At 62.3% G+C, this 21,822-nt stretch carries 13 protein-coding genes; 4 read left to right on the top strand and 9 right to left on the bottom strand.

Annotation, left to right across the window (positions count from 1 at the left end; genetic code table 11):
* Nucleotides 1–21: 21 nt before the first annotated feature.
* From cysS to PQQ52_RS11055, 9 genes are all read right to left on the bottom strand, one after another.
* The gene (gene cysS / locus PQQ52_RS11095) at nucleotides 22–1,404 is read right to left on the bottom strand and encodes a cysteine--tRNA ligase (RefSeq protein WP_408210421.1); all 1,383 of its coding nucleotides are present in this window, start codon (nucleotides 1,402–1,404) and stop codon (nucleotides 22–24) included.
* Nucleotides 1,405–1,711: 307 nt separating this feature from the next.
* A complete protein-coding gene (locus tag PQQ52_RS11090; RefSeq protein ID WP_408210419.1) occupies nucleotides 1,712–3,142 on the bottom strand; it encodes a mannose-1-phosphate guanylyltransferase/mannose-6-phosphate isomerase in 1,431 nt (476 codons plus the stop codon).
* 59 nt (nucleotides 3,143–3,201) lie between these two features.
* Nucleotides 3,202–3,885 carry a GNAT family N-acetyltransferase gene (locus PQQ52_RS11085; protein ID WP_408210416.1) on the bottom strand — a complete coding sequence of 228 codons (684 nt, stop codon included), beginning with the start codon at nucleotides 3,883–3,885 and terminating at the stop codon, nucleotides 3,202–3,204.
* A gap of 15 nt (nucleotides 3,886–3,900) precedes the next feature.
* Nucleotides 3,901–5,238, bottom strand: a complete 1,338-nt coding sequence (locus PQQ52_RS11080) for an aminotransferase class I/II-fold pyridoxal phosphate-dependent enzyme (protein ID WP_408210413.1) — start codon at nucleotides 5,236–5,238, stop codon at nucleotides 3,901–3,903.
* A gap of 42 nt (nucleotides 5,239–5,280) precedes the next feature.
* Nucleotides 5,281–6,195: a UDP-3-O-acyl N-acetylglycosamine deacetylase gene (locus PQQ52_RS11075; RefSeq protein WP_408210410.1), complete on the bottom strand. Its 915-nt coding sequence runs from the start codon at nucleotides 6,193–6,195 to the stop codon at nucleotides 5,281–5,283.
* A complete protein-coding gene (locus PQQ52_RS11070) occupies nucleotides 6,195–13,841 on the bottom strand; it encodes an SDR family NAD(P)-dependent oxidoreductase (protein ID WP_408210407.1) in 7,647 nt (2,548 codons plus the stop codon). Before PQQ52_RS11070 ends, PQQ52_RS11075 begins: the two co-directional genes overlap by 1 nt.
* A complete protein-coding gene (locus PQQ52_RS11065) occupies nucleotides 13,838–15,373 on the bottom strand; it encodes an LTA synthase family protein (protein WP_408210404.1) in 1,536 nt (511 codons plus the stop codon). Before PQQ52_RS11065 ends, PQQ52_RS11070 begins: the two co-directional genes overlap by 4 nt.
* On the bottom strand, nucleotides 15,374–16,159 hold the full coding sequence (locus PQQ52_RS11060) for an SDR family NAD(P)-dependent oxidoreductase (protein ID WP_408210401.1): 786 nt from the start codon (nucleotides 16,157–16,159) through the stop codon (nucleotides 15,374–15,376). It lies immediately after the preceding gene.
* A complete protein-coding gene (locus PQQ52_RS11055) occupies nucleotides 16,152–17,360 on the bottom strand; it encodes a capsule polysaccharide biogenesis protein (RefSeq protein ID WP_408210398.1) in 1,209 nt (402 codons plus the stop codon). Before PQQ52_RS11055 ends, PQQ52_RS11060 begins: the two co-directional genes overlap by 8 nt.
* Before the next feature lie 497 nt (nucleotides 17,361–17,857).
* On the opposite strand from PQQ52_RS11055, the gene PQQ52_RS11050 reads away from it, so the two are divergent.
* From PQQ52_RS11050 to PQQ52_RS11035, 4 genes are all read left to right on the top strand, one after another.
* Nucleotides 17,858–18,973: a KpsE/RkpR family capsule polysaccharide export protein gene (locus tag PQQ52_RS11050; RefSeq protein WP_408211030.1), complete on the top strand. Its 1,116-nt coding sequence runs from the start codon at nucleotides 17,858–17,860 to the stop codon at nucleotides 18,971–18,973.
* A gap of 11 nt (nucleotides 18,974–18,984) precedes the next feature.
* Complete coding sequence (locus PQQ52_RS11045; protein ID WP_408210395.1) at nucleotides 18,985–19,779, top strand: ABC transporter permease; 795 nt, start codon at nucleotides 18,985–18,987, stop codon at nucleotides 19,777–19,779.
* The gene (locus tag PQQ52_RS11040; protein ID WP_408210392.1) at nucleotides 19,776–20,429 is read left to right on the top strand and encodes an ABC transporter ATP-binding protein; all 654 of its coding nucleotides are present in this window, start codon (nucleotides 19,776–19,778) and stop codon (nucleotides 20,427–20,429) included. The genes PQQ52_RS11045 and PQQ52_RS11040 overlap by 4 nt, the downstream gene beginning before the upstream one ends.
* A gap of 142 nt (nucleotides 20,430–20,571) precedes the next feature.
* Nucleotides 20,572–21,822, top strand: a complete 1,251-nt coding sequence (locus tag PQQ52_RS11035; RefSeq protein WP_408210389.1) for a glycosyltransferase family 4 protein — start codon at nucleotides 20,572–20,574, stop codon at nucleotides 21,820–21,822.

Raw genomic sequence — 21,822 nt, 5'->3', positions numbered from 1 at the left:
CGGCTCGAGCGAACGCATTGCTTACGCCTTATCGAGGCGACGCAGTACCTGCCCACTCGCGCTGTCTTCAACATGCCAGCCTTCCGCTCTTAGGTGGTCGCGCAGACGGTCGGCCTCGTTCCAGTCTTTAGTCGCGCGGGCCTTCTCACGCTCATCGGCGAGAAGCGCGATATCCGCAGGAACGTGCACGGCGTCCTCCTTCCATTCGGCGAGCCGTAGCCCGAGTACCGCGTCGAAATAATCGACGGTTGCTCGTCGCGTCGCTGCCGGCAGATCGCTTCTGACCACTTCCCACAACACGGCAAGCGCACGTGGCAGGTTCAGATCCTGATCGACCTCCGCCTTGAAACGATCGACACAATTCGCATCGGGCATGCCCCCTTCCGGCCACCGCACGTAGGCTCTACGCAAACGGTCCAACGCGGATTGCGCGGCGTCCAGCGCATCCGCATTGAAACGCAAACTGCTCCGGTAATGCGCGCTCAGGCATAAGTACCGATACGCGAGCGGATCGATACCACGCTCGATCAACGTCTGCAGACGCACGAAATCGCCGCCCGACTTCGACATCTTGCCCGCGTCCAGTGTGAGGAAGTGTCCGTGCAGCCAGAAGTTCGCGAGGCGGGTTCCATGGCGGGCCTGGGTCTGCGCAATTTCATTGCTGTGATGCACGGCGATGTGATCCTCTCCACCGCAATGAATGTCGAACCACGGGCTTAGATATTTCGCCGACATCGCTGAGCATTCGATGTGCCAACCGGGAAAGCCTCTTCCCCATGGACTATCCCACTCCATCTGCCGCGTGGAGTCCGGTGGACTGAATTTCCACAGCGCGAAATCCGTCGCGCGCCGCTTTTCTCCCAGTGCAATGCGCTTTCCGGCCTGCAGGCCCGCTATATCGAGCCGCGCGAGAAAGCCGTAGTCGTCCTGTTTGCTTGTGTCGAAGTAGACGCCGTCGGCCGTGCGGTAGGTATAGCCGTTGCGCTCGAGCTCGGCAATGAAGTCGATCTGTTCTACGATGTGATCGGTCGCGCGGCACCACACGGTGGGTTCCAGCAGGTTCAGCGCGCGCCAGTCGTTCATGAAATCTGCCGTATAACGTTCCGCGATCGTCCACGCCGACTCGCCGGTGCGCCGGCTGCCCTTCTCCATTTTGTCTTCGCCTTCATCCGCATCGGAGACCAGATGACCCACGTCGGTGATATTGACGACGTGCCGCACGGTATAGCCGTTCAACACCATCACGCGTCGCAGCACGTCTTCGAACACATAGGTTCGAAGGTTACCGATATGCGCGTGGTCGTACACGGTAGGGCCGCAGCAATACAGGCCCACATGGCCTGCTTGAATCGGCGCAAAAGCACGCAAGGTGCGCGACCAGGTGTCGTACAGGGCGAGCGGCATGTGAATTCCTGTGGTGTCGAACGCGTTAGTGAACGTAAAGCGGAACGTAAAAAATGAAAACAGACACACCAAAACAAAAAGGCCACCGGTCGTGTGACGGGTGGCCTCAGGGATATGGACGTGTACAGATCGACTCGCTAGACGCAAGCTCCCCTTGGCAGGCTGCAACAGCATGCGCGCAAAGAATGCGAACGGGAATGGATAGAAGCGGTCATGGAAACGATGTTAACGCGTGTTTCGACGTGGGTCAATCGGCACACGGCAACGCTCTCGCCGCCGTGTGCACCGCGAGCCGTCGTGATGGCGCTTAAGCCTTCGCGACACGCCCATAAGTATCTTCGAAGCGCACGATGTCGTCCTCGCCGAGATAGGCGCCGGACTGCACTTCGATCAACTCGAGCGGAATCTTGCCCGGATTCAGCAACCGATGCGTCACGCCGAGCGGAATGTACGTCGATTGATTTTCGGTCAGGATGATCTCTCTATCGCCGTTGGTCACGAGCGCGGTGCCCTTGACGACAATCCAATGCTCCGCACGATGATGGTGCATCTGCAAGCTCAGTTGCGCGCCAGGGCTGACGACAATGCGCTTGACCTGGAACCGGTCGCCGCTGTCGATACCTTCGTACGATCCCCACGGCCGCACCACGCGACGGTGCGTAACCGACTCGTGACGTCCCATCGCATTCAACTGCGCAACGATTTTCTTGACGTCCTGCGCCTGGTCGCGATGCGCCACGAGCACAGCATCGGCAGTTTCGACGATAACGACGTTATCCAGCCCGATCGCGGCAACCAGCCGGTGCTCCGCGCGGATGTACGAATTGGTCACGGCGTCGGTCAGCACGTCGCCGAGCAGCGCATTGCCTTGCGCATCGCGCTCCGCAATGTCGGCAAGCGCGGTCCACGAGCCGATGTCGTTCCAGCCGAGATCCGCTACCGCCACCACGGCGGCGCGCTTCGTTTTCTCCATCACGGCATGGTCGACCGAGATGTTGGGACAGGCCGAAAAGGTTTGTGCGTCGAGACGGACGAAATCGTTGTCGCGCTGCGCACCTTCCAGCGACAGTTCTGCCTGCTTCGCGATTTCAGGTTCGTAGCGGCGCAGTTCCTCCATGTAGGTGGACGCTTTCAGCATGAACATGCCGCTATTCCAGTAGTAGCTGCCGTCCTCAAGAAAACGCTGCGCTGTCGCCGCATCCGGCTTCTCGACAAACGAGTCGACCGCAAAAGTCGGCTCGCCTTCGACCAGGCTCGCACCCGCACGAATGTAGCCGTAACCGGTGTGCGGCTCGGTCGGCGTGATGCCGAACGTGACCAGGTAGCCATCTTTGGCGATCTGGGCCGCGGCTTCGGCCGCTTTGACGAAGACCGCTTCGCCTTTAATCACGTGATCGGACGGCAAAACGAGCAGCAAGGCGTCCGGGCTTTCGCGCAGTGCCAACAAGGCCGCGACCGCGATAGCCGGCGCCGTGTTGCGGCTGGCGGGCTCGAGCACGATCGCTGACGACACGACATCGACCTGGCGCAACTGTTCGGCAACCAGAAAACGCTGTTCATTGTTCGTCACGACGATCGGCGACGCGACGTCGGCGATACCGGCGAGGCGCAGTGCGGTTTGCTGGACAAGTGTGTTTTCGCCCGTCAGCTTGAGATATTGCTTCGGATATCCGCCGCGCGACATCGGCCACAGCCGGGTGCCGCTCCCACCGCAAAGAATCACTGGATGAATATGCATGGTCTTTTTCCTCTCTAGGTATTTTTGAATTTGCGCGAGCCGAGTCCCTCTGCCCCCATTCAAGCCCGGCGCATAAGCTGCATTCGCACCGATTCTAGTTCATGTGGCAAACGGCGCGAAATTGGCGCGCGGCGCGGCAGTTCGACAAAACCGAGGCGTTGATACAGGTCGTACGCGCGCCGATTGCTGACCAGTACATCTAATACGATCTGCCGATCCGGTTCGTCGTGCATCAAACCCGCGCGCAGCACGCTGGTAAATAGCGTGCTGAACACACCGGTACTCCGCATCTGCTCACCCGTCGCGCAATGCGCAATCAGGGTCTGCGACGACTTCGGCGCGGGCAGCTCACTCTCCAGCACCAGGCCGCGCAACAGCATGGCAACCGTACGGCGCACGCCGAAAAACATGAGCAGCATGAGCGCGACATGCGGATCATCAAACCAGATGTTCCGGCCGTCATGCATGGCAAGCACCGCCACCACCTTGCCGTCGCCTGTCACGGCGACGTGGTGACGCCGATAGGAGAATCGGCCGTGTTTCGACGTGAAGGCGAATTCCAGAAACTCGACGCAGCGCTTGTCAGATTCACCGAGAAAGAACCCGAACTCACGCACGCCGGAGGCGAAGATCAGCGGTGCGCACGCCTCGGCGTCTTCCGCTCGCGCGGGGCGGGACTGCAACGCGCCCGATTCGCGGTCCTGCTGCGGCGCGCGAACGCGCTCTGATTGAACGGCGTACATGACGGGTGTCCTTCTCTAACGAGGCAGGCGCCTGAGCGCCGCAATGGTTCGACTGATCTGTTCCGGCTCATGCGTCGAACAGATGAAAAACCGCAAACGCGCCGCCTTTTCTTCAACAGCGGGGTAGAAAATCGGCTGCACGTTGATGCCGTCCGCAAACATCGCGTTGGCCCACTGCGCCGCCTTCAGGGTGCTGCCGGTAATGATCGGTACGACCGCATAGCCCGCGCTTTTGCCGGTGTCGAGACCGGCGGCCCGCGCTTCGTCGAGAAACTGTTTGCCACGCGCGCGCAGAAGCGCCACCCGCTCCGGTTCGGCAATCAGTCTTTCCAACGCGGCAAGCGACGCGGCCGCCAGTGCGGGCGCGAGGCCCACGCTATACAGAAAGCCGGGCGCGAGATGCCGCAAGATATCGATCAGCGCCTGCGAGCCCGCGATAAACCCGCCGCATCCCGCCAATGTTTTGCTGAGCGTGCCCATCCAGATATCGACATCGCCGCTCGCCACGCTGCAATGCTCGCGAACGCCCTTGCCCCGTTCGCCGAGCACGCCGAGCGAGTGTGCTTCATCCACCATCAGAAACGCGGCATGCCGGCGCTTGATGTCGACGAACTGCGCCAGATCGGGAATGTCCCCGTCCATGCTGTACAGGCCTTCGATCGCAATCAGCACACGCCGGTAATCGTGCCGTACCCGTGCAAGCAACGCATCGAGCGCCTGCCAGTCGTTGTGCGGAAAGCTCAGCCGTTTTGCGCCGCTCAATTGCGCGCCTTGCACGATGCTGTTGTGCGCGAGCGAATCGTGCACGACCAGATCGCCGGGACCGAACAGCGAACCGATCACCGTGACGTTGGTGGCATGGCCGCTCACGAACACGACGCAATCGTCCACCTCGTACAACGCAGCGAGCGCCGCTTCGAGTTCGCGCTGCACGGGCCGTTCACCCGCCACCATCCGGCTCGCCGATGCCGATGTGCCATAGCGGTCGATCGCGGCCTTCGCACGCGCGGAAACGAGCGGATCGCCGGCGAGACCGAGATAGTTGTAGTTCGCGTAGTTCAGATACTCCGCGCCGCCGATCTGCGTGGTCGCGCCCGCAATACCTTCGTGCACGCGAAAAAACGGCGACTGCACCTGCAGCTTCTCGCCCATCTGCCGCATTATTTCGACCTGCTGATAACCCGGCATGGTCTCGAAGCGGCAGAGTGCGGCGCGCGCAGCGTCCTGCGCCGCGCGCGTGCCACCAGTCGGCAACGGCACGCCCGGCGTCTGCGCCTCTTCGGAGACGCGTTCCAGTTGCCGCATCAACGCCTTCGCGGCGAGTTGCTGGCGGATGTGATCACCCAATCCCATGCTGTTCAGATAACCCTGTGAGGTGCTGGCCTGATGTCGATATCAAGCCGGAAATTCGGCCCATTCCCACGCGTCGCGCGTGGCGAGCAGTTCGGCAACCAGCCGGTAATTCATTTCATGACTTGGCCGCAACGCGGTGACGCGACCGAGCAAGGGCGCGCCGGCCATCGCCATGTCGCCGACCAAATCCAGTACGCGGTGCCGCACAAATTCATCGGGTACGCGCATACCGCCCAGCACACGGTTACCGATGATCGCGGCCGTACACGACAGGCGCGCGCCACGCAGAATCGGCATGCCGCGCACATAGCCGGCGAGAATCGCGGGGATCGCCCATTTGACGCGTCCATATGAACGCGACGGTGCGATCTCCTCGGCAAAACTCGCCGGTGTTACCGCGCCGTCCCAGCGCAATGCGCCGAAGCCTTTCAGATCGTTGCGCACGGCCATTTCATAGGCGGCCGACGGCTCGATCGAGATACTGCGCTCGTCGCGCGTGCCCTCGCCGTCGGCAATTTTCACCGGACGCAGCACACGAATGAAGCGCTTGGCATGCGGCAACTCGGTCCGCCCGCACGCATGGATCGCGTCGATCCACGGTTGCGCGCTGCCATCCAGAATCGGTACTTCTTCGGCATCCAGTTCGACGGTCGCGCGATCGATTTCGCAGGTCAGCAGCGACGCCAGCAAATGCTCGACGGTGCGCACACGAACGCCATCGGCGCTTTCGAGCATCGTGCAAAGCGGCTGACCGCGCCGCAATGCCGGACTCACCGTGAGTTCGGCCAGCACGCCGCCGCCCCGCATCCGCCGGAATACGATGCCGCGCGGGCCATTGGGTTCGGCCGGAAGGATTCGCACGTTCACGCGCCGCCCGGTATGCAGGCCGTGACCGCTTAACGTCAGCGGTCGCGCGAGCGTTCCTTCGCTGCGGCTCCAACCTGCGGGCGCGTTCATCAAACGAGCTCCGTCGCAGTTTGCGTCGAGACAGGCGTTGTCGCGTCCGGTTGCCCCGACAACGCACCGGCAACATCGGCCAGCACATGCGTGCCGACATCGAGCGCATGTTGCGCGGCGAACGTCGCCACCTGAGCCGCCGCACTGTTCGGCTCCGCCGTCTCGTTCTGCGTCTGGATCGATTCGACAATCCGCTGCGCCAGCGAATGCACCGTTGCGCCTTCGGCCATTGTCATGATCGACAGCTTGACCTGGAAGCTCTCTTCAACAGCCATGCCGAGCTCCATGCCCATCAGCGAATCCATGCCCATGTCGAGAATCGAGCGGCCGGTTTCGATTTTTTCCGGCGACATGTGCAGGATGCGTGCAATCTGTGCCTGCAAGGTTTCCGAAACCAGTGGCAACGCATCCGCGAATGCCAGTCCGAGAATCTGGTCACGCATCTGCGCGCCGCCCTGACGTGCCGGTTCGTGACTGCCGCGCGCATGCATGTCCGTGTAGCGACGCGCGCGCGCGGCCGGCATGCCAGGCGAAAGCGCCTGCCAGTCGAGCCGCACCACCGCTTCGCCCACGGTCATGTCGACGATCGCGCGCTCCAATGCAGCGAGCGCTTCGGCCGACGTGATCGACAGGCCACCGATGCGTGCCTGCAGCGCTTCACGGGTCTCCGCATTGCGGGCGAGGAAGCCGACGTCGTCCAGTGGGCCCCATGCCATGTACGTGCCCGGCAAGCCGGCCGCGCGGCGTTGGGCAATCAACGCCTCGAGGAAGGTATTGGCCGCCACATAGCTCGACTGCCCCGGATTGCCGAGGAAAGTCGTCGCCGATGAATAGACCACGAAGAAGTCGAGCTTCATGCCACGCGTGGCGCGGTGCAGATTCCATGCGCCGGCCAGCTTCGGCGCGAGCACCGCGGCGAAACGCGCGTCGTCGAGATTACGCACGAGGCCGTCGTCGATCACCATGGCCGAGTGCAGCACACCTTTGAGCGGTGTACCGCGCGCGGCGATATCGGCGAGCGCTGCGTCGAGCGTGGCCGCGTCGGTGACGTCGCAGGCTGCCGTGTGCACCTGTGTGCCATTTTCTTCACGCCAACGCGCGGCCTCTGCGGCGAGTTCCGGTGCGAGCGTGCCTGAACGGCTCGCGAGCGTCAGGTGGCGCGCGCCGCACGACATCATCCAGCGCGCGGTGGCGAATCCAAGCCCGCCCGTGCCGCCGACGATCAGATAGGCCGCTTTCGGATCGAGTTGCAGCGCTTCAGCGCCGCCCGTTGTACGCGACGGACTCGGTGTGCCCGCCGGATACGTCACGAGGACCTTGCCGATCTGACGCGCCTGCTGCATATGACGGAATGCTTCCTCGACCCGTTCGGCCGGGAACGCACGATACGGCAACGGATGCAGCACGCCGTCCGCAAACAGCTGCATGACCTCTTCGAACAGACGAGCGGTCAGATCCGGCAATGCGCTCATCAACTGGTCGGCATCGATGCCGAAATAGCTGATGTTGTTGCGGAACGGCCGCAGACCAATGCGGCTGTTCTCGTAGAAGTCGCGCTTGCCGAGTTCGAGGAAACGGCCGAACGGACGCAGCGTGTCGATGCTGCGCACCATCGCCTCCCCGGCCAGCGAATTGAGCACGATGTCGACGCCCGCACCTTGCGTGCGCTCGCGGATTTCATCGGCAAATGCAAGGCTGCGCGAATCGAACACGTGGTCGGCGCCGAGCAGGCGCACGAATTCGCGCTTCTCGCGGCTACCGGCGGTCGCGAAAACTTCCGCGCCCAGGTGGCGCGCCAGCTGGATCGCCGCGATCCCCACACCGCCTGCCGCGCCATGCACCAGCACGCGCTCGCCGCGGCGCAGCCGCGCCAGCTCGCACAGTGCGTAATACGCCGTGAAAAAGGTGGTCGGCACCGTGGCCGCTTCTTCGAATGTCAGACGTTCGGGCTTGTGAGCGATGGCCTCGGCCTTCGTGCGCACATGGGTCGCGAAGGACGCCGGCGCGAAACCGAGCACCGCATCGCCCGGTGAGAAACGCCGCACGTTACGGCCGACGCGCGCGACGCGCCCCGACAGTTCCATGCCGATCGTCGCGCCAGCAAAACCGTTTTCGACGGCCTCGTCGGACAGCAAACCCATCGCGTACATCACGTCGCGGAAATTGAGCCCGGTCGCAACCGGCTCGATTTCGACTTCATCGGCGGCAAGTTCGTGTTGCGCGAGCGCGAACCATTCGAGATTGCGCAACGAACCGGGCGATGCGAAACCGAGCACCGCGGCTTCATTCTGTGGGCGTACCGCGGCAGATTCGCTGCGCAGTGCAGCGCTCGCCGCCGGCAACATGCGCGGCACGTAGCGGCCATGTGGCGTGAGCAGCACTTCTTCTTCGCCGTCGGACGAGAGCAGTTCGCGCGCCAGCTCGGCACCTGCACCGCAGCACGCCGGAGACAGGTCGATCAGACGGCACGACAGTTCCGGATGCTCGTTAGCCAGCACACGGCCGAGCCCCCACATCGCAGCTTGCTCAGGACGCAGCGTTGCGGCATCGGCAAACGGTGTGGCGACCGGCGCACCGCCGCGCGTCACGATCCACAATTGCGGCTGCATCACGCCGGCAACGGCGGCGAGATCACGCACCAGTTGCGCCAGCGCGAGCGTGGTTTGCTGCTGGACGTGCATCACTTCCGCGCCGTCCGCATCGGCGGACAGGGGGTGATCCGGCGCGATGAATACGACGTGATGCGGACGCCCTGCCGGCGCCTCCAGCTTGCTCATGTCGTGACGCAGCGCCGCGAGCGTGCTGCTCGACGTCGTATGGCCGGCTGCCTGCAAGGCAGCGGTGAGGGTTTCGTCGGCCCCGGTTTCCGCTGCGTACAGCAAGGACCAATGCGCTGACGGCGTCTGCGCTTCGCCCACGTTGCCGGCAGAAACGCCAGTACGCGGCTCGCGTGCGACGATCAGCGTCGGTGCGCCTTCGAGATCCAGGCCCTGTTCCGTATGCCGTGCGACCTGTTCAAAGCCGGCCTCTTCGAGGTGTTTCGTCAACGCCGCCGGCGACAGCCATGCCGCGCGGCGCGCGTTGGCGTGCGCGGCGTCCACGTCGAGATCGAACACGATATCGGCGAAGCGGCTATTGCGCGGCTCCGCGATCATCACCAGCGCGCCTGGCGCAAGCCAGCCGCGCAGCGCGGCGAGCAGCGCGCGCGGCTCGGTCTGTGCGGCAAGCACGTGGCTCGCCACGACGATGTCGTAACGCTCGCCGGCTTCGATTCCAGACAGACGCGGCGTCTCGCCGAACTCGATGTTCGCGATCCGGATGGACGGATGCTCGCTCGCATCGAAGCCGCTCAACTGCTCATGCGTGCCTGCAATCGTGTAGTCGCAGCGTGATACCGGTACGTGAATCGCGAGCGGTTGAAGCACGTCGCTCAACGGCGAATCGAGTTCAAGCACGCGCAGGCGGCGCGGTTCGCTCCACCCTTCGATCGCGCGATGCAGGCAGGCGCCGGTCAACGCATTGACATGCGCCCACGTCGGCGAAGCTTCGAAGAAGTGCTCGACCAGGCTGCTGCGCGACGGCGGCAGGATCTGCGCGCCGTTCACTTCGCCGCGCAACACGGCAGGCAGCGCCGCGCCACAATGCGCGAGCAGCGTCAGTTCGGCCACATGCGCGGGTGACTGCGCAAGCAGGTCGCGCCACAGTTCGTCGATGCCCGGCAGCGTCGCGCAGGCCGCCGCGTCTCGCACGAGACGCGTACCGTCGCGCTGCGCCAGACCGTCTTCGACGACGATCTGGACGAGACGCGCCAACAGTGCCGGGTGAGCACAGTCCGGCAGCGTCGCTTGGGCGAAAACATGCATCGCGTCGAGCGCGTTCAATGCGTACGCGCTGGCGAGCACGTCCAGCAGCGGCAGCATTTCAGTCAGATGGGCCTGTCGGCGCGGCTGATCTTCTTGCGTCGCCAATGCTGCGACGCCGTCTTCGAGCAATGCGGCCGGCTCGGGCAACATGTGTGCGTCGAGGTCGGCGGCAAGCGGCCTCGCTTCGGCGATATATGCGTAGCGTGCCGGCGCATGCTGGCGACGCCCCACCAGATCGACGCGGCGGAAACGGCACGCGCCGAGCCGTGCGACGATCGCACCATGCGCGTCGGAGAATTCGAACGATGCCACCACCGAATGCGGACTGCGCCGCTCAATCCGGGCGACCACGTAGCGAATTGCGTCGCCGCGCAGATAGTCGATGCGTCCGATTTGCACCGGCACATAGGCAGCGTGTTCGATCTCAGCCTGACCCGCCGACGCAAGCAACGCGAACAGCGGATGGAAACCACTGTCCATCAATGCCGGATGAAGCGCGTAGGCGTTCAGTGCGGCTTCGGTTTGCGCGAGTACCGCGGGGACTTCCACCTCCGCAAGCGCAATGTCGGCGTCCGCGTCGACATGCACCGCGCGCACCCATTGGAATGCGGGGCCGTAGCTCAAGCCTATCGCGGTGGTGTTTGCATACAGCGTATTACCGGACATGGCCGGCTGCGCGAACAGGTCGGTGAGCGTGGTGGCCGGCAATGTGCTCACGCCGCCTTCTGTGCCCAGCGCGCAACCGCTCGCCAGCAAGCGGCCGGTGACGTTGAGCGACCACGCTTCGTCGGACATCCGGTCGCGTGTTTCGATCGTGAAGCTCGCGGTGCGCACGTCGACCGTGAAGCGGAACAGCTTCGAATGCTGCGGCTGGAATACGACCGGCAGACGGATTTCGAGGTTCTCGACCGCGCAGCTTTGCGTGCCAAAATGCACGCGCGCGGCCGCCAGCGCCATTTCGACGTAACCCGCGCCCGGGAACGCCACGCCGCCATCGACCACGTGATCGGCCAGCAGGGGCAGACCGGCCGGATCGAGCTGATTTTCCCAGGCGAGCGCGTGCTCGCGCAGACGGTAGCCGAGCAACGGGTGTTCGCGACGCCGATTGACCAGGTTGTAAGCCTCGGCTGTCGGGCCGAGCCAATAGCGTTCGTGCTGCCACGGATAGGACGGTAGTGCCACACGCGCAGTCATCGGTGCGAAACGTTCGGCGTCGACCCGCGCGCCGTTTGCGAGCACGGCGTAGATCGCATGGTGCAGCATCTGCGCGCTGTCGTGATTGCGCTTGAGCGTGGACAACGAGCGGCCGCTGACGCGGGCCTCGTCGAGCGTCTGCGCCACATAGCTGCGCAGAATCGAATGTGGGCCGACTTCGAGGAACAGGCGCACGCCCGTCTGGGCGATCTGCGCAATGGCATCGCCGAAACGCACCGGTTCGCGGATATTGCGCCACCAGTAGTGCGCATCGAGTTCGGTGCCGGCGAGCTCTGCGCCTGTGACGGTCGAAACGAAGCTACGTGTTGCGGCATTCGGCGCGAGATCCGCGAGGCCCTGCAGCACGCTCGCCTCGATCGGGTCCATCTGACGGCTGTGGAATGCGTAGTCCAGTTCCAGCATCTGGAAGAAGCGGCCGCTTTCCTTCACGGCGGCTTCGAGCACCTGCAACGCGCCAAGCGGGCCGGCCAGCGTGACCGCCTGCGGACTGTTGACACCCGCGACTTCCACCGCGGCGTCCACGCCGAGTTGCGCCATCAGCGCGCGCACGGCGGCTTCGCCGAGCCCGGCGGCGGCCATGCGCCCCGTGCCGCGCGTGCTTGCCTGAGCGCGGCTGCGGACCTTGATCACATGAACGGCCTGCGCCAGCGTCAGCGCACCGGAGGCCCACGCTGCGGCGACTTCGCCGACGCTGTGGCCGAGGCACACGTCATAGCCGACGCCACGTGCTTCGATCACGCGCACGACGCCCACCTGGATCGCAAACAGCAGCGGCTGCGCATGCTCCGTGGCTTCCAGCGTGGCGGCGGTAACGCCTTCACGCAGCACCTCGACCAGCGAGGCACTGCCGTCGGCGCGCCACAGCGTGTCGAGTTCGTCGAGCGCGGCACGGAACACCGGCTCCTGTTCGAGCAATTGCTTGCCCATGCCGGCCCACTGCGAACCGTTGCCGGAGAACACCAGTGCGAGGCGGCTATCGTCGCCCGGGGTTTCACCCTGCACGAATGCCGGTTCTGTGTGATCCGACGTCGGTTCGGCTAACGCGGCAAGCGCGGCGCGCGCCTCGGCCTGGGTCGCCGGCGCGATGATCGCGCGATGCTTGAGCCACTGGCGGCGATGCGCCGCGTTCGATGCCAGGATGCTCCACGGCGTGCCGTTGTCGAGCATCGACAGATAACGTGCGGCCAGTGCGGGTAGCGCGGCTGCGGTGCGAGTCGAGAGGATCAGCGGCGACAGTGCCTGTGAATCGTCTTCGGTTCGCGCGATGGCGCCCGCTGCCGGTGCTTCCCGCAACACGACGTGCGCATTGGTGCCGCCAAAACCGAACGAATTGACGCCGATCACCAGCGGCTCCGCGCCACCGTCGAGCGGAGTCAGCCGGTCCACGACACGCAAGCGGCCGCCGATGAAATCGATCGCCGGATTCGGCGTTTCGAAATGCAAGGTCTTCGGCACAGCACGGTGCTTCAGGCACAGAATCGCCTTCATCAGCCCCGCCATACCCGAAGCCGTTTCGAGGTGGCCGACGTTGGTCTTCACGGAACCGATCAATAACGGCTGATCGACCGCACGCCCCGCTGACGCAACTTCCATCAAGGCGCGCGCTTCGATCGGATCGCCAACTGCCGTGCCCGTGCCGTGTGCCTCGACATAGGCGAGCGAGCGCGGATCGACGCCCGCGCGTTCGTAGACCGTGCGCAGCAATGCCGCTTGTGTCGCCGCGCCCGGCACGCTGATTCCGCCCTGCGAGTAGCCGTCCGAATTGACGCCCGAACCTGCGATCACCGCGTGAATCGTGTCGCCGTCCGCCAGGGCGCGCTCGAGCGTCTTGAGCATCACCAGCCCGCCGCCTTCCGAGCGCACGTAACCGTCGCCGGTTGCGTCGAACGCGCGGCAGCGTCCGCGAGGCGACAACATCGACGCTTTCGAGAACGTCACGAAACCGAATGGATGCAGCAGCAGATTGACGCCACCCGCGAGCGCCATCTCGGCGTCGCCCGATTGCAGCGCCTGACACGCCTGATGCAAGGCGACCAGCGACGACGAACACGCCGTATCGACCGACACGCTCGGCCCGCGCAAGTCGAACAGATAGGACAGACGGTTGGACGCGATGCTGAGCGTGTTGCCCGTGGCCGAATACGGATCGACCGCGTTCAGGTCGTCGACGAAACGATTGCCGTAGTCTGGGCTCGCGACACCGATGTAGACCGCGCAATTGCTGCCTTCCATGTCGCGCGGACGCACGCCCGCATCTTCGAAGGTTTCCCATGCGAGTTCGAGCAACAGACGTTGCTGCGGATCCATCTGCTGCGCTTCGCGCGGCGAAATGCCAAAAAAAGCTGCGTCAAAACCAGCGACATCGTCGAGCACGCCCGCTGAGAACGTGTAACTCTTGCCCGCTTCGCGTTTGGACGGGTGCTGATAGAACTCCGTGCCGAAACGGTCTTCCGGTACTTGCGTGACCGCGTCTTTTTCGTCGCGCAGCAGCGCCCAGAAATCTTCAGGGCTCTCGACATGGCCGGGGAAACGGCAGGCCATCCCCACAATTGCAATCGGTTTGGTCATTGTTCTGTTGTTGGGTGCAACGCGCGCGCCGGTTCACCGCTCGGCAAACCTGGTTCGAGTGCTCGAATCAGGGCGAGGCCGAGTTGCTCGGCACGCAAAGCTTCATTCGTGGCGGGCGCGTCGCCGTAATTGCGCCAGATAAAGTAGTCGCTGCGAGCCGGCTCACAGCCGAGTTCGCTGAATATGTGTGGGAGTGCCGGCACGTGATCGCCGTAAAAACACAGCACCGTGTCGCGGCGCCGTGCGCGCAGTGCGGCGAGCAGCCGGCCGAGCATCGCGTCGGCGTTGGCAAGATGGCGCAGATAGGCGGTCAGATCGCGCCAGCGCGCGTCGTCGCCCAGCGTGTGGAAGGCGGCGCCCTCGCCTGCCTGCACGGGTTCAAGGTGTAGCGGACCGTGGTTTTCCATCGTCATCGCGAAGATGAAGGCGGGCTTGTCGCGCGGTTCGTCGAGTGCCTGGATGATCGATTCGGCCACCGCCATGTCGGCGACGTAGGGGCCGGCGCGCGGGGCATCGGCGAACGATTTGATATCGAGGAAACGGTCGATCTGCAGATGGCTGAAGGCGCGCTCACGGCCGAAGAAATCCGCGTAGTACGGGTGAATCGCCTGGGTCTGATAGCCACCTTGTTTGAACCACGAAGCGAGCGATGCGCAGGCACGGCGCACGAATGCGTACGGGTAGAAGCGTGCATAGCCGAGTTGCGCGCCTTCGACACCGGTCAGGACCGCGAACTCCGTGCGCATGGTATTGGCGCCCCAGGCTGGGACGGCCAGTTCGCCATGCTGGACCGACTCGCGGCGCGCGGTGTCGAAGTGATGCAGGATGGCCGGCGCAATCGATTCAGTGAGGCCACGGGCGTCGAAGAACGATTCGCTCTGGATCAGGATCACGTCGGGCGTCGAGCGCGGCGCGCCTGTGGCAAACGGACCGGCGGCCAGCGCGTCGCGCAATTGGCGCGGTGTGCCCGGTTTCATGCCGTTGAGTAGATAAGCGACGAATACCGCGAAGAAACCATGACGCTTCTGGTCGTCAGAGGGATTCAGTGTGAGCGGCAAGCGTGCGGCGAGCAGATAGACAGTGGCGAGGCAGGCGGCCGCAGCGATCGCGATCGCCCCGAACGGCCTGCTGGCCATGGGGGTGTCCGCAACGAAACCGCCGATCACCACCGCGATACCAACGACGATCGCCACCACCGTGCCTACGCTGAGAAACGGCAAGTACAAACGCGGATGCGCGAACAGCTGACTGAACAGGCTCAGATCGGTGAAGACAAACGGCTCGCGTAGCGACGCGTATTTGGCGTTACTCACGCCGGCAAGCAGCGCAACCAGCGCGATTGCGACAAATGCGGAAAATCTTGCGCGCCCGGTGACCAGCAACAGGCACAGGCAGATGAAAACAATTGCGGCGACGTGCAAAGCAAAAGCAATCGGCGAGCGGCGCAACGACGCGCGCGGCACCGCGATCGCTTCCGGCAGAAGCGCGAGGCCGGCGGCGACCGTGAAGCTGAGCGCGAGCGTCGTATCCAATCAGCGCTCCTCGCGGGGCAAATAGGACAGCCCGCCCAGAATCGCATCGGCCATGACCACCGGCAGCAACGGCAGAAGACGCATGCCGAAAGCAAGCAAACCGGGGAACGCGATTTCGGCGCGGCCTGCATTCAATTTGCGCTGGATGTGCTGCGCGGCTTTGTCGGCCGACCAGAGGAACGGTTTGTCGCCGGGGAAAACGTCGCTCATTGCCGTCTTCACGAAGCCCGGCAAGACGATCGACATGCGGACGCCATCACGCGACAGGATCGGACGGACTGAATCGCCATAGGCTTTGATGGCCGCTTTGCTGGCGCAGTAGGCCGGCGAAATGGCCATGCCGCGCAAGGCGGCGAGCGAGCTGATCAGCGCGACCTGGCCACTGCGCCGCGGGCGCATGCGGGCGATAACTGGAAGGGCTGCGTGCATCGCGCCGTAGAAATTGGTGTCGACGATCGTGGCTGTGCGCTCCAGCTCTTCCCAGTCCAGGGCGGACGCGAGCGTGCTGGCCGCGCCGGCGTTGGCGATCAGAAGGTCGATTGGGTGGGCGTCGTCGAATTGGTGAAGCCAGGATTGCATCGTCTGGGCATCGCGGACGTCGATCAGCGCGGTTTCCACTCTCGCGCCTTTTGCGCGGCAGGCGCTGGCCGATTCTTCGAGTCTTTTCTCGTCACGGCCGATGAGACCGAGAACAACACCGGGCGCCGCATACGCCTGCGCGAGCGCGCGGCCGAGCCCCGCACTCGCGCCGGTGATCACGATATGGCGCGGGGTGGCGTTAGGCATGTGCCGCCGCCTCGAGACGTCGCACTGCGCCGGCTGTTGCCATGGCAATGCCGCTGCGGGTGTAGAAGTCGCCGTTGATCTGGGTGTGGTGGACGACGTAGTCCAGGAAAGCCTGGTACAGATGCATGTCCGGCTGCTCGCCATGCAGCCAGAAATCGTCCAGCGAGCCTTGCCAGGTCAGGCCCGGCATGCTGTAGATCGCCGTGCCGAGCGCGATCAGCGGACGGCGGTGGTGCAGCGCCGACAAGCCGACCGTGCTATTCACCACCACGGCGCCGCGTGCGTGATCGAGAAGCGTCGGGAGATGGCCAGCGTCGATGAAACGCAGACGATCGGCGATGCCGAGCTCGCGTGCGAGTTGCTCGGAATGACGGCGGTAGTCGATCAGGCCTGTGTCGAGGGGGTGATTTTTGATCACGAGCCAACTATCGGCCGGGGCCTGCTGCGCGAATGACCTGATTACTTTTGCTATTGCTTCACGCACGCCGTCAAACGGCGAGTGAACGACGATCTGCGCGTCCGAGTTCAATTGCAGCGGGAAGATGTAATACGCTTGACCGGCTTCGAGCAGATCCCGCGTGACATTATCGGAATCGCGATGATGCTGGCGTTGACGCAACGCACGCGTGGCGAGTCCTGAGTATTCAAAAAAACCGTTTCTCGGACGATGACTGCGGTAATGCGGGAAGCGCGTGGCGAACAGCGTGTTCGCGGTGCGATAACGGATGTCGTGGAAGGCGCGTTCGTAGAGGTTGTAGCCGGTGGGCTGCCCTGCGGGGCTCGGCGGTATGGAGCGGCGTTGATCCCGATACCACGCGGGGTCGCGGGGTAATGGCGAACGGCCATTTACACCGTGTTTTTCCAGTGTCAGCCAGTGCGGGCGCACGTAGCCTTCTTCGAAGACGTGAACATGCATCCCATTAGCTTGCGCAACAGGATGCATATGGCGATGAATTTCACGGCAGTCGCCGAACATTATGACATCGGTAAAACCGCCTGCTTTCACTCGATTGACATACCAATCTGTTAATTCGCTCGCTTGGCCACGGAAATTCCAGGCGTCGCCATTACCGGCGTAAGCCAAATCACCACCGCAGAAATTAACTCGGCGTACCGCGTGACCACGCTCGCGCAGTGCAGCGGCAAGTCGGCTAAAGAACGGGGAAGCCGTGCCTTGCAGGGCGAGAAAGGAGCGGTGCATGTTGGAACGTCGAAAAGCGGCTCGGGCTCTACCGATAGAACGCCGAACCCATGCGCCCTTCCCCCGGAGACCTTGGAATCGTTTGAATAGTTGCTGCTGGTCTTAAGCAAGCAGCGAAGAATACAACATCGCGAGATAAAAAATAAGTAACGGTAAGAAAAATAAGGAAATTTGTTGGAATGACACGAAGGTGGATGGCGCCTGAATTATCGGGTGGCTATAATCGGCCGCCCTGGTGCATTGACTGGGTATGCGCCACCGTTTTTCCCGTAAGGATTGCAACGCTCATCTTGCATTTGTAAACCCGGAAAAAACGCCGCGTAAGGATTTGTATTGGCTCACGCAAAACGTTTGCGCCCTTCGTGGCTGCACACTTTTGCGGGTGCTTTCCCTTTTCCTTGGATTCGCCCAATGGGCGCCAACGGAATTGAAAGAACTATTCAAAGTTGGATAAGACGTTGGAAACTGCATCTAGCAACAACGCGGCACTGCCGCCCATGGGGAAGAAAAAAGGTCTGGTTGAGCGCATTAAGGGGGTCAACCGGCTCTTTGCGTTGACTGTGGTTGTGCCGACAACGATCGCCGTGGTGTACTTCGGGCTGATCGCATCAGATATCTATGTCTCGGAGTCGCGCTTTGTGGTGCGGAGTGCGCAAAGGCAGAGCCAGACCAGCGTGGTGGGCGCGCTGCTGCAAGGTACGGGTTTCTCGCGGGCACAAGACGACACGTATCCCGTGATCGACTACATTCAGTCTCGCGATGCGCTCAAAGAGTTAAATCAGAGCGACTATATTGCCGACGCCTACGGTAATCATGGTGACTTGCTGAGCCACTTCTCGCGACACCTCGACGGCAGTTTTGAAGCGTTGTGGAAGTATTACGGCAAACATATCGTTTCGGTCGATCTGGACTCCACCTCGGCAATTACGACTCTCCAGGTCCGCGGCTATACCGCCGACGACGCAGAAAAGATCAACGAAAAGCTGCTCGAGATGAGCGAGCGGCTGGTCAACCGCATGAACTCGCGAGCTGCGGCCGACACGGTTCAGTTCGCCCAGGCTCAGGTGGACATCGCCGCGGCCAAAGCCAAGGACGCTGCGGCAGCATTGGCAACCTATCGTGATTCGTACACGGTTTTCGATCCTGACCGGCAATCCGCGCTTCAATTGCAGCAGGTCACTGCGCTGCAAACGCAACTGTTTGCGGCTCAAACGCAATTGATCCAGTTGCAGTCGATCGCTCCGCAAAACCCGCAGATTCCTGTACTCAAGACCAGCATTACGACGCTTGAGAAGCAGATCGAGGGGGCGAATGGCGGGGTGACCGGCGGCAAAAATTCGTTGTCGAATAAGGCGGCGATGTACGCTCGCCTGCAATTGGACTCGCAGTTTTCGGACAAACAATTGGCCTCGGCCATGGCTGCGCTTGAGAGCGCCCGGGCTGAGGCGCAGCGGAAACAACTGTATCTGGAAAGGCTGGTTCAGCCGAACACGCCGGACGTGGCGATTGAGCCTAAGCGGATCAGGTCCATCTTTGAGGTCTTCGCGTTAGGAATGATTGCATGGGGAATCTTGACATTGCTCCTTGCCGGTGTACGCGAACATCATGATTAAGCGAGGTCGGCGTGGATCGGCACAATACTCCTCTATTTAGGTCGCTCGCGATTCAGCGGCGCGTCGTCGGTGCATTGTTGATGCGTGAAATCATCACGCGGTATGGCCGTCACAACCTCGGCTTTCTGTGGATCTTTTTCGAGCCGATGATGTTCACCCTCGGCGTCATGAGTCTCTGGAGCATTCTGAAAGTAACACACGGCGGATCGGTTTCGATCGCGGCATTCGCCATAACAGGCTATTCGTCAGTTCTGATGTGGCGCAATTGCACAGCTCGTTGCGCACTCGCGATTCAGCCGAATCAAGCGCTGCTGTACCACCGCAATGTTCGCGTTCTGGACCTGTTCCTCGCGCGCCTGCTACTGGAGATTGCGGGCGCCACGATGTCGTTTGCGTTTTTGACGATTCTTTTTGTCATCCTTGGCGTCATGAATCCGCCCCAAAATATCTCCATGGTGCTCTTTGGGTGGATCCATCTGGCAGTGTTCGGGATCGGGCTCGGTCTGATCATTGGTGGACTAACCGAGCGCAGCGAAACAGTCGAGCGTGTGTGGCACACCATTGCCTACCTCCTGTTCCCACTGTCAGGTGCGGTGTTCATGGTGGACTGGCTTCCGGAAAAGTATCAGAAAGTGGTCTTGCTACTGCCCATGGTCAACGGAACCGAAATGCTTCGCGGAGGATATTTCGGAGCACTCGTCAAGCCGCACTATAACGTCCCCTACATGATCGTGGCCGACATGGTGCTGATTTTCGCAGGACTGTCGATTGTCCGGGACACTAGCATGCGCGTGGAGCCGGAATGATCGACATCAGAGAAGTCTGCAAGGATTACAGGACGCGTCAAGGACGCCGTCGCGTACTTGACAAGGTCAATCTCGAGATCGGACGTGCAGATAAGGTCGGGATCCTCGGCCGCAACGGCGCGGGCAAGTCCACGATGATTCGGATGATCAGTGGCGCCGAGCTACCCACGACAGGATCCATACATCGGACCATGAGTGTTTCCTGGCCGCTGGCGTTCGGGGGAGCCTTTCAAGGCAGTCTGACCGGGATGGACAATCTACGCTTTATCTGCCGCGTATACGGTGCCGATGCACGCGTCGCCGAACCGTTCGTCCAGGAATTCTCCGAACTCGGAAATTACCTGCGAGAACCGGTAAAGAGTTATTCGGCCGGTATGCGCGCGCGACTGGCTTTCGCGATTTCCATGGCGGTCGAGTTCGATTGCTTTCTGATCGACGAGATTATCGCCGTTGGCGACAGTCGTTTTCACGAAAAATGTCATCGTGAACTGTTCGACCGACGACGCGATAGATCACTCGTTATCGTGAGCCATGACGCTGGATACATACGCGAACACTGTACCCGAGCGGCAGTTCTGGTTTCCGGAGAGCTGCATAGATTCGACGAGGTCGAGGAGGCGTTGGACTTCTATCGCGCAAGCACCACCTGAGCATTGCGCGTGCGGCGGAGTCATCGCCTCGCCGTCATTGCTGATTTCTGCCCCACATAGTTGAGGGCTTTCGGGTCCACGAATTAGGGGGCCCTCAAAACAAGTCGAGATACGACAGTATGACTCTGCAAGAGATCGTTGCATGAACTGGGCAGCCTTCGAGCGGCGCGTTCAGACTTATCTTTACCCAGGCTGGATCGAAGCTTGGCAGATTAGGCGCGTCCGGCGCAGTCTGTTTCGGCGCCCTGCATACTCCCGAAGCAGTCAGCGTCGATTATTCGTCGACATATCGGTCATCCGTTCGCACGACGCTGGCACCGGCATCCAGCGTGTCGTACGTGCAGTCGCGACACAATTGCTCGAATCCCCACCGCCTGGCTGGACAGTTCAAGCGGTCAGCGCAACACGGAAGTTGCCCTACCACGCGGTCACCTGGCCTGCGAGCGACACCGCCTCGGACAACACGCCGCTCGCGTTTCAACAGGGCGACCTGTTCCTCGGGCTCGATTTTGCCCTTGACACGGTACGGATTCATCGTCGGCAGCTTGCCGATCTCAAGCGCCGCGGGGGTTCATTATGGTTCGTCATGTATGACCTACTCCCTCTGCAAAAGCCCGAGTGGTTTTCCGACAAGAACGTCATACGCTTTGGCAAATGGCTGCGTGTCATCGCCTCGCTTGCGGACGGATTCTATTGCATCTCGACACCGGTTGAGGAAGAGCTTCGCAAGGAACTCGCACAGCGCTTTCAGATCGCGGACGACTACCGTACACGTACTTTGCCGATGGGTTGGGATCTCGCTACGCGTCGCCCGAGTACCGGCATACCCGACGGCTTCGAGGCGCTCCTCATGCAACTCGAGCAGCGTCCCACTGCACTCATGGTCGGCACGCTGGAGCCTCGCAAGGGACATGGCGACGCCCTTGCGGCCTTCAACTGCCTCTGGCAGGAAAGCGGTAACTACAATCTCGTCGTTGTTGGCCGGCCGGGCTGGAAGACAGAGACGCTCCAGACCGCAATACGCCGCCACCCGCTAAACGGCAAACAGCTGTTCTGGCTCGACAATGCCAGCGACGAGGCACTAAGTCGGCTTTATGCTGCCTGCGACGGTGTACTGATGGCCTCTCACGCAGAGGGATTCGGCCTACCGCTCGTTGAAGCGCTTGGATATGGCAAGCCAGTTCTCGCGCGAGATCTACCTATCTTTCGCCAGCACGAAGAGAAAGGCGTCGATTACTTCAAGTCCGACATGCCAGCGGCGCTGCTGGGGCAACTTATCGCGAGATGGCTCGACACAGCTGAGACTCACATAATCCGGCAACCGGTCGCCGTTCCGTCCTGGTCCGACACGACCCAAGCCATCCTTTCTTCGTTGATCGACGAACGCGCATAA

The sequence above is a fragment of the Paraburkholderia sediminicola genome, assembly GCF_046030555.1.
Taxonomy (GTDB): Bacteria; Pseudomonadota; Gammaproteobacteria; order Burkholderiales; family Burkholderiaceae; genus Paraburkholderia; species Paraburkholderia sediminicola_E.
The sequence above is the reverse complement of the archived record's forward strand: the minus strand, read 5'-3'. Positions and strand labels throughout refer to the sequence as shown.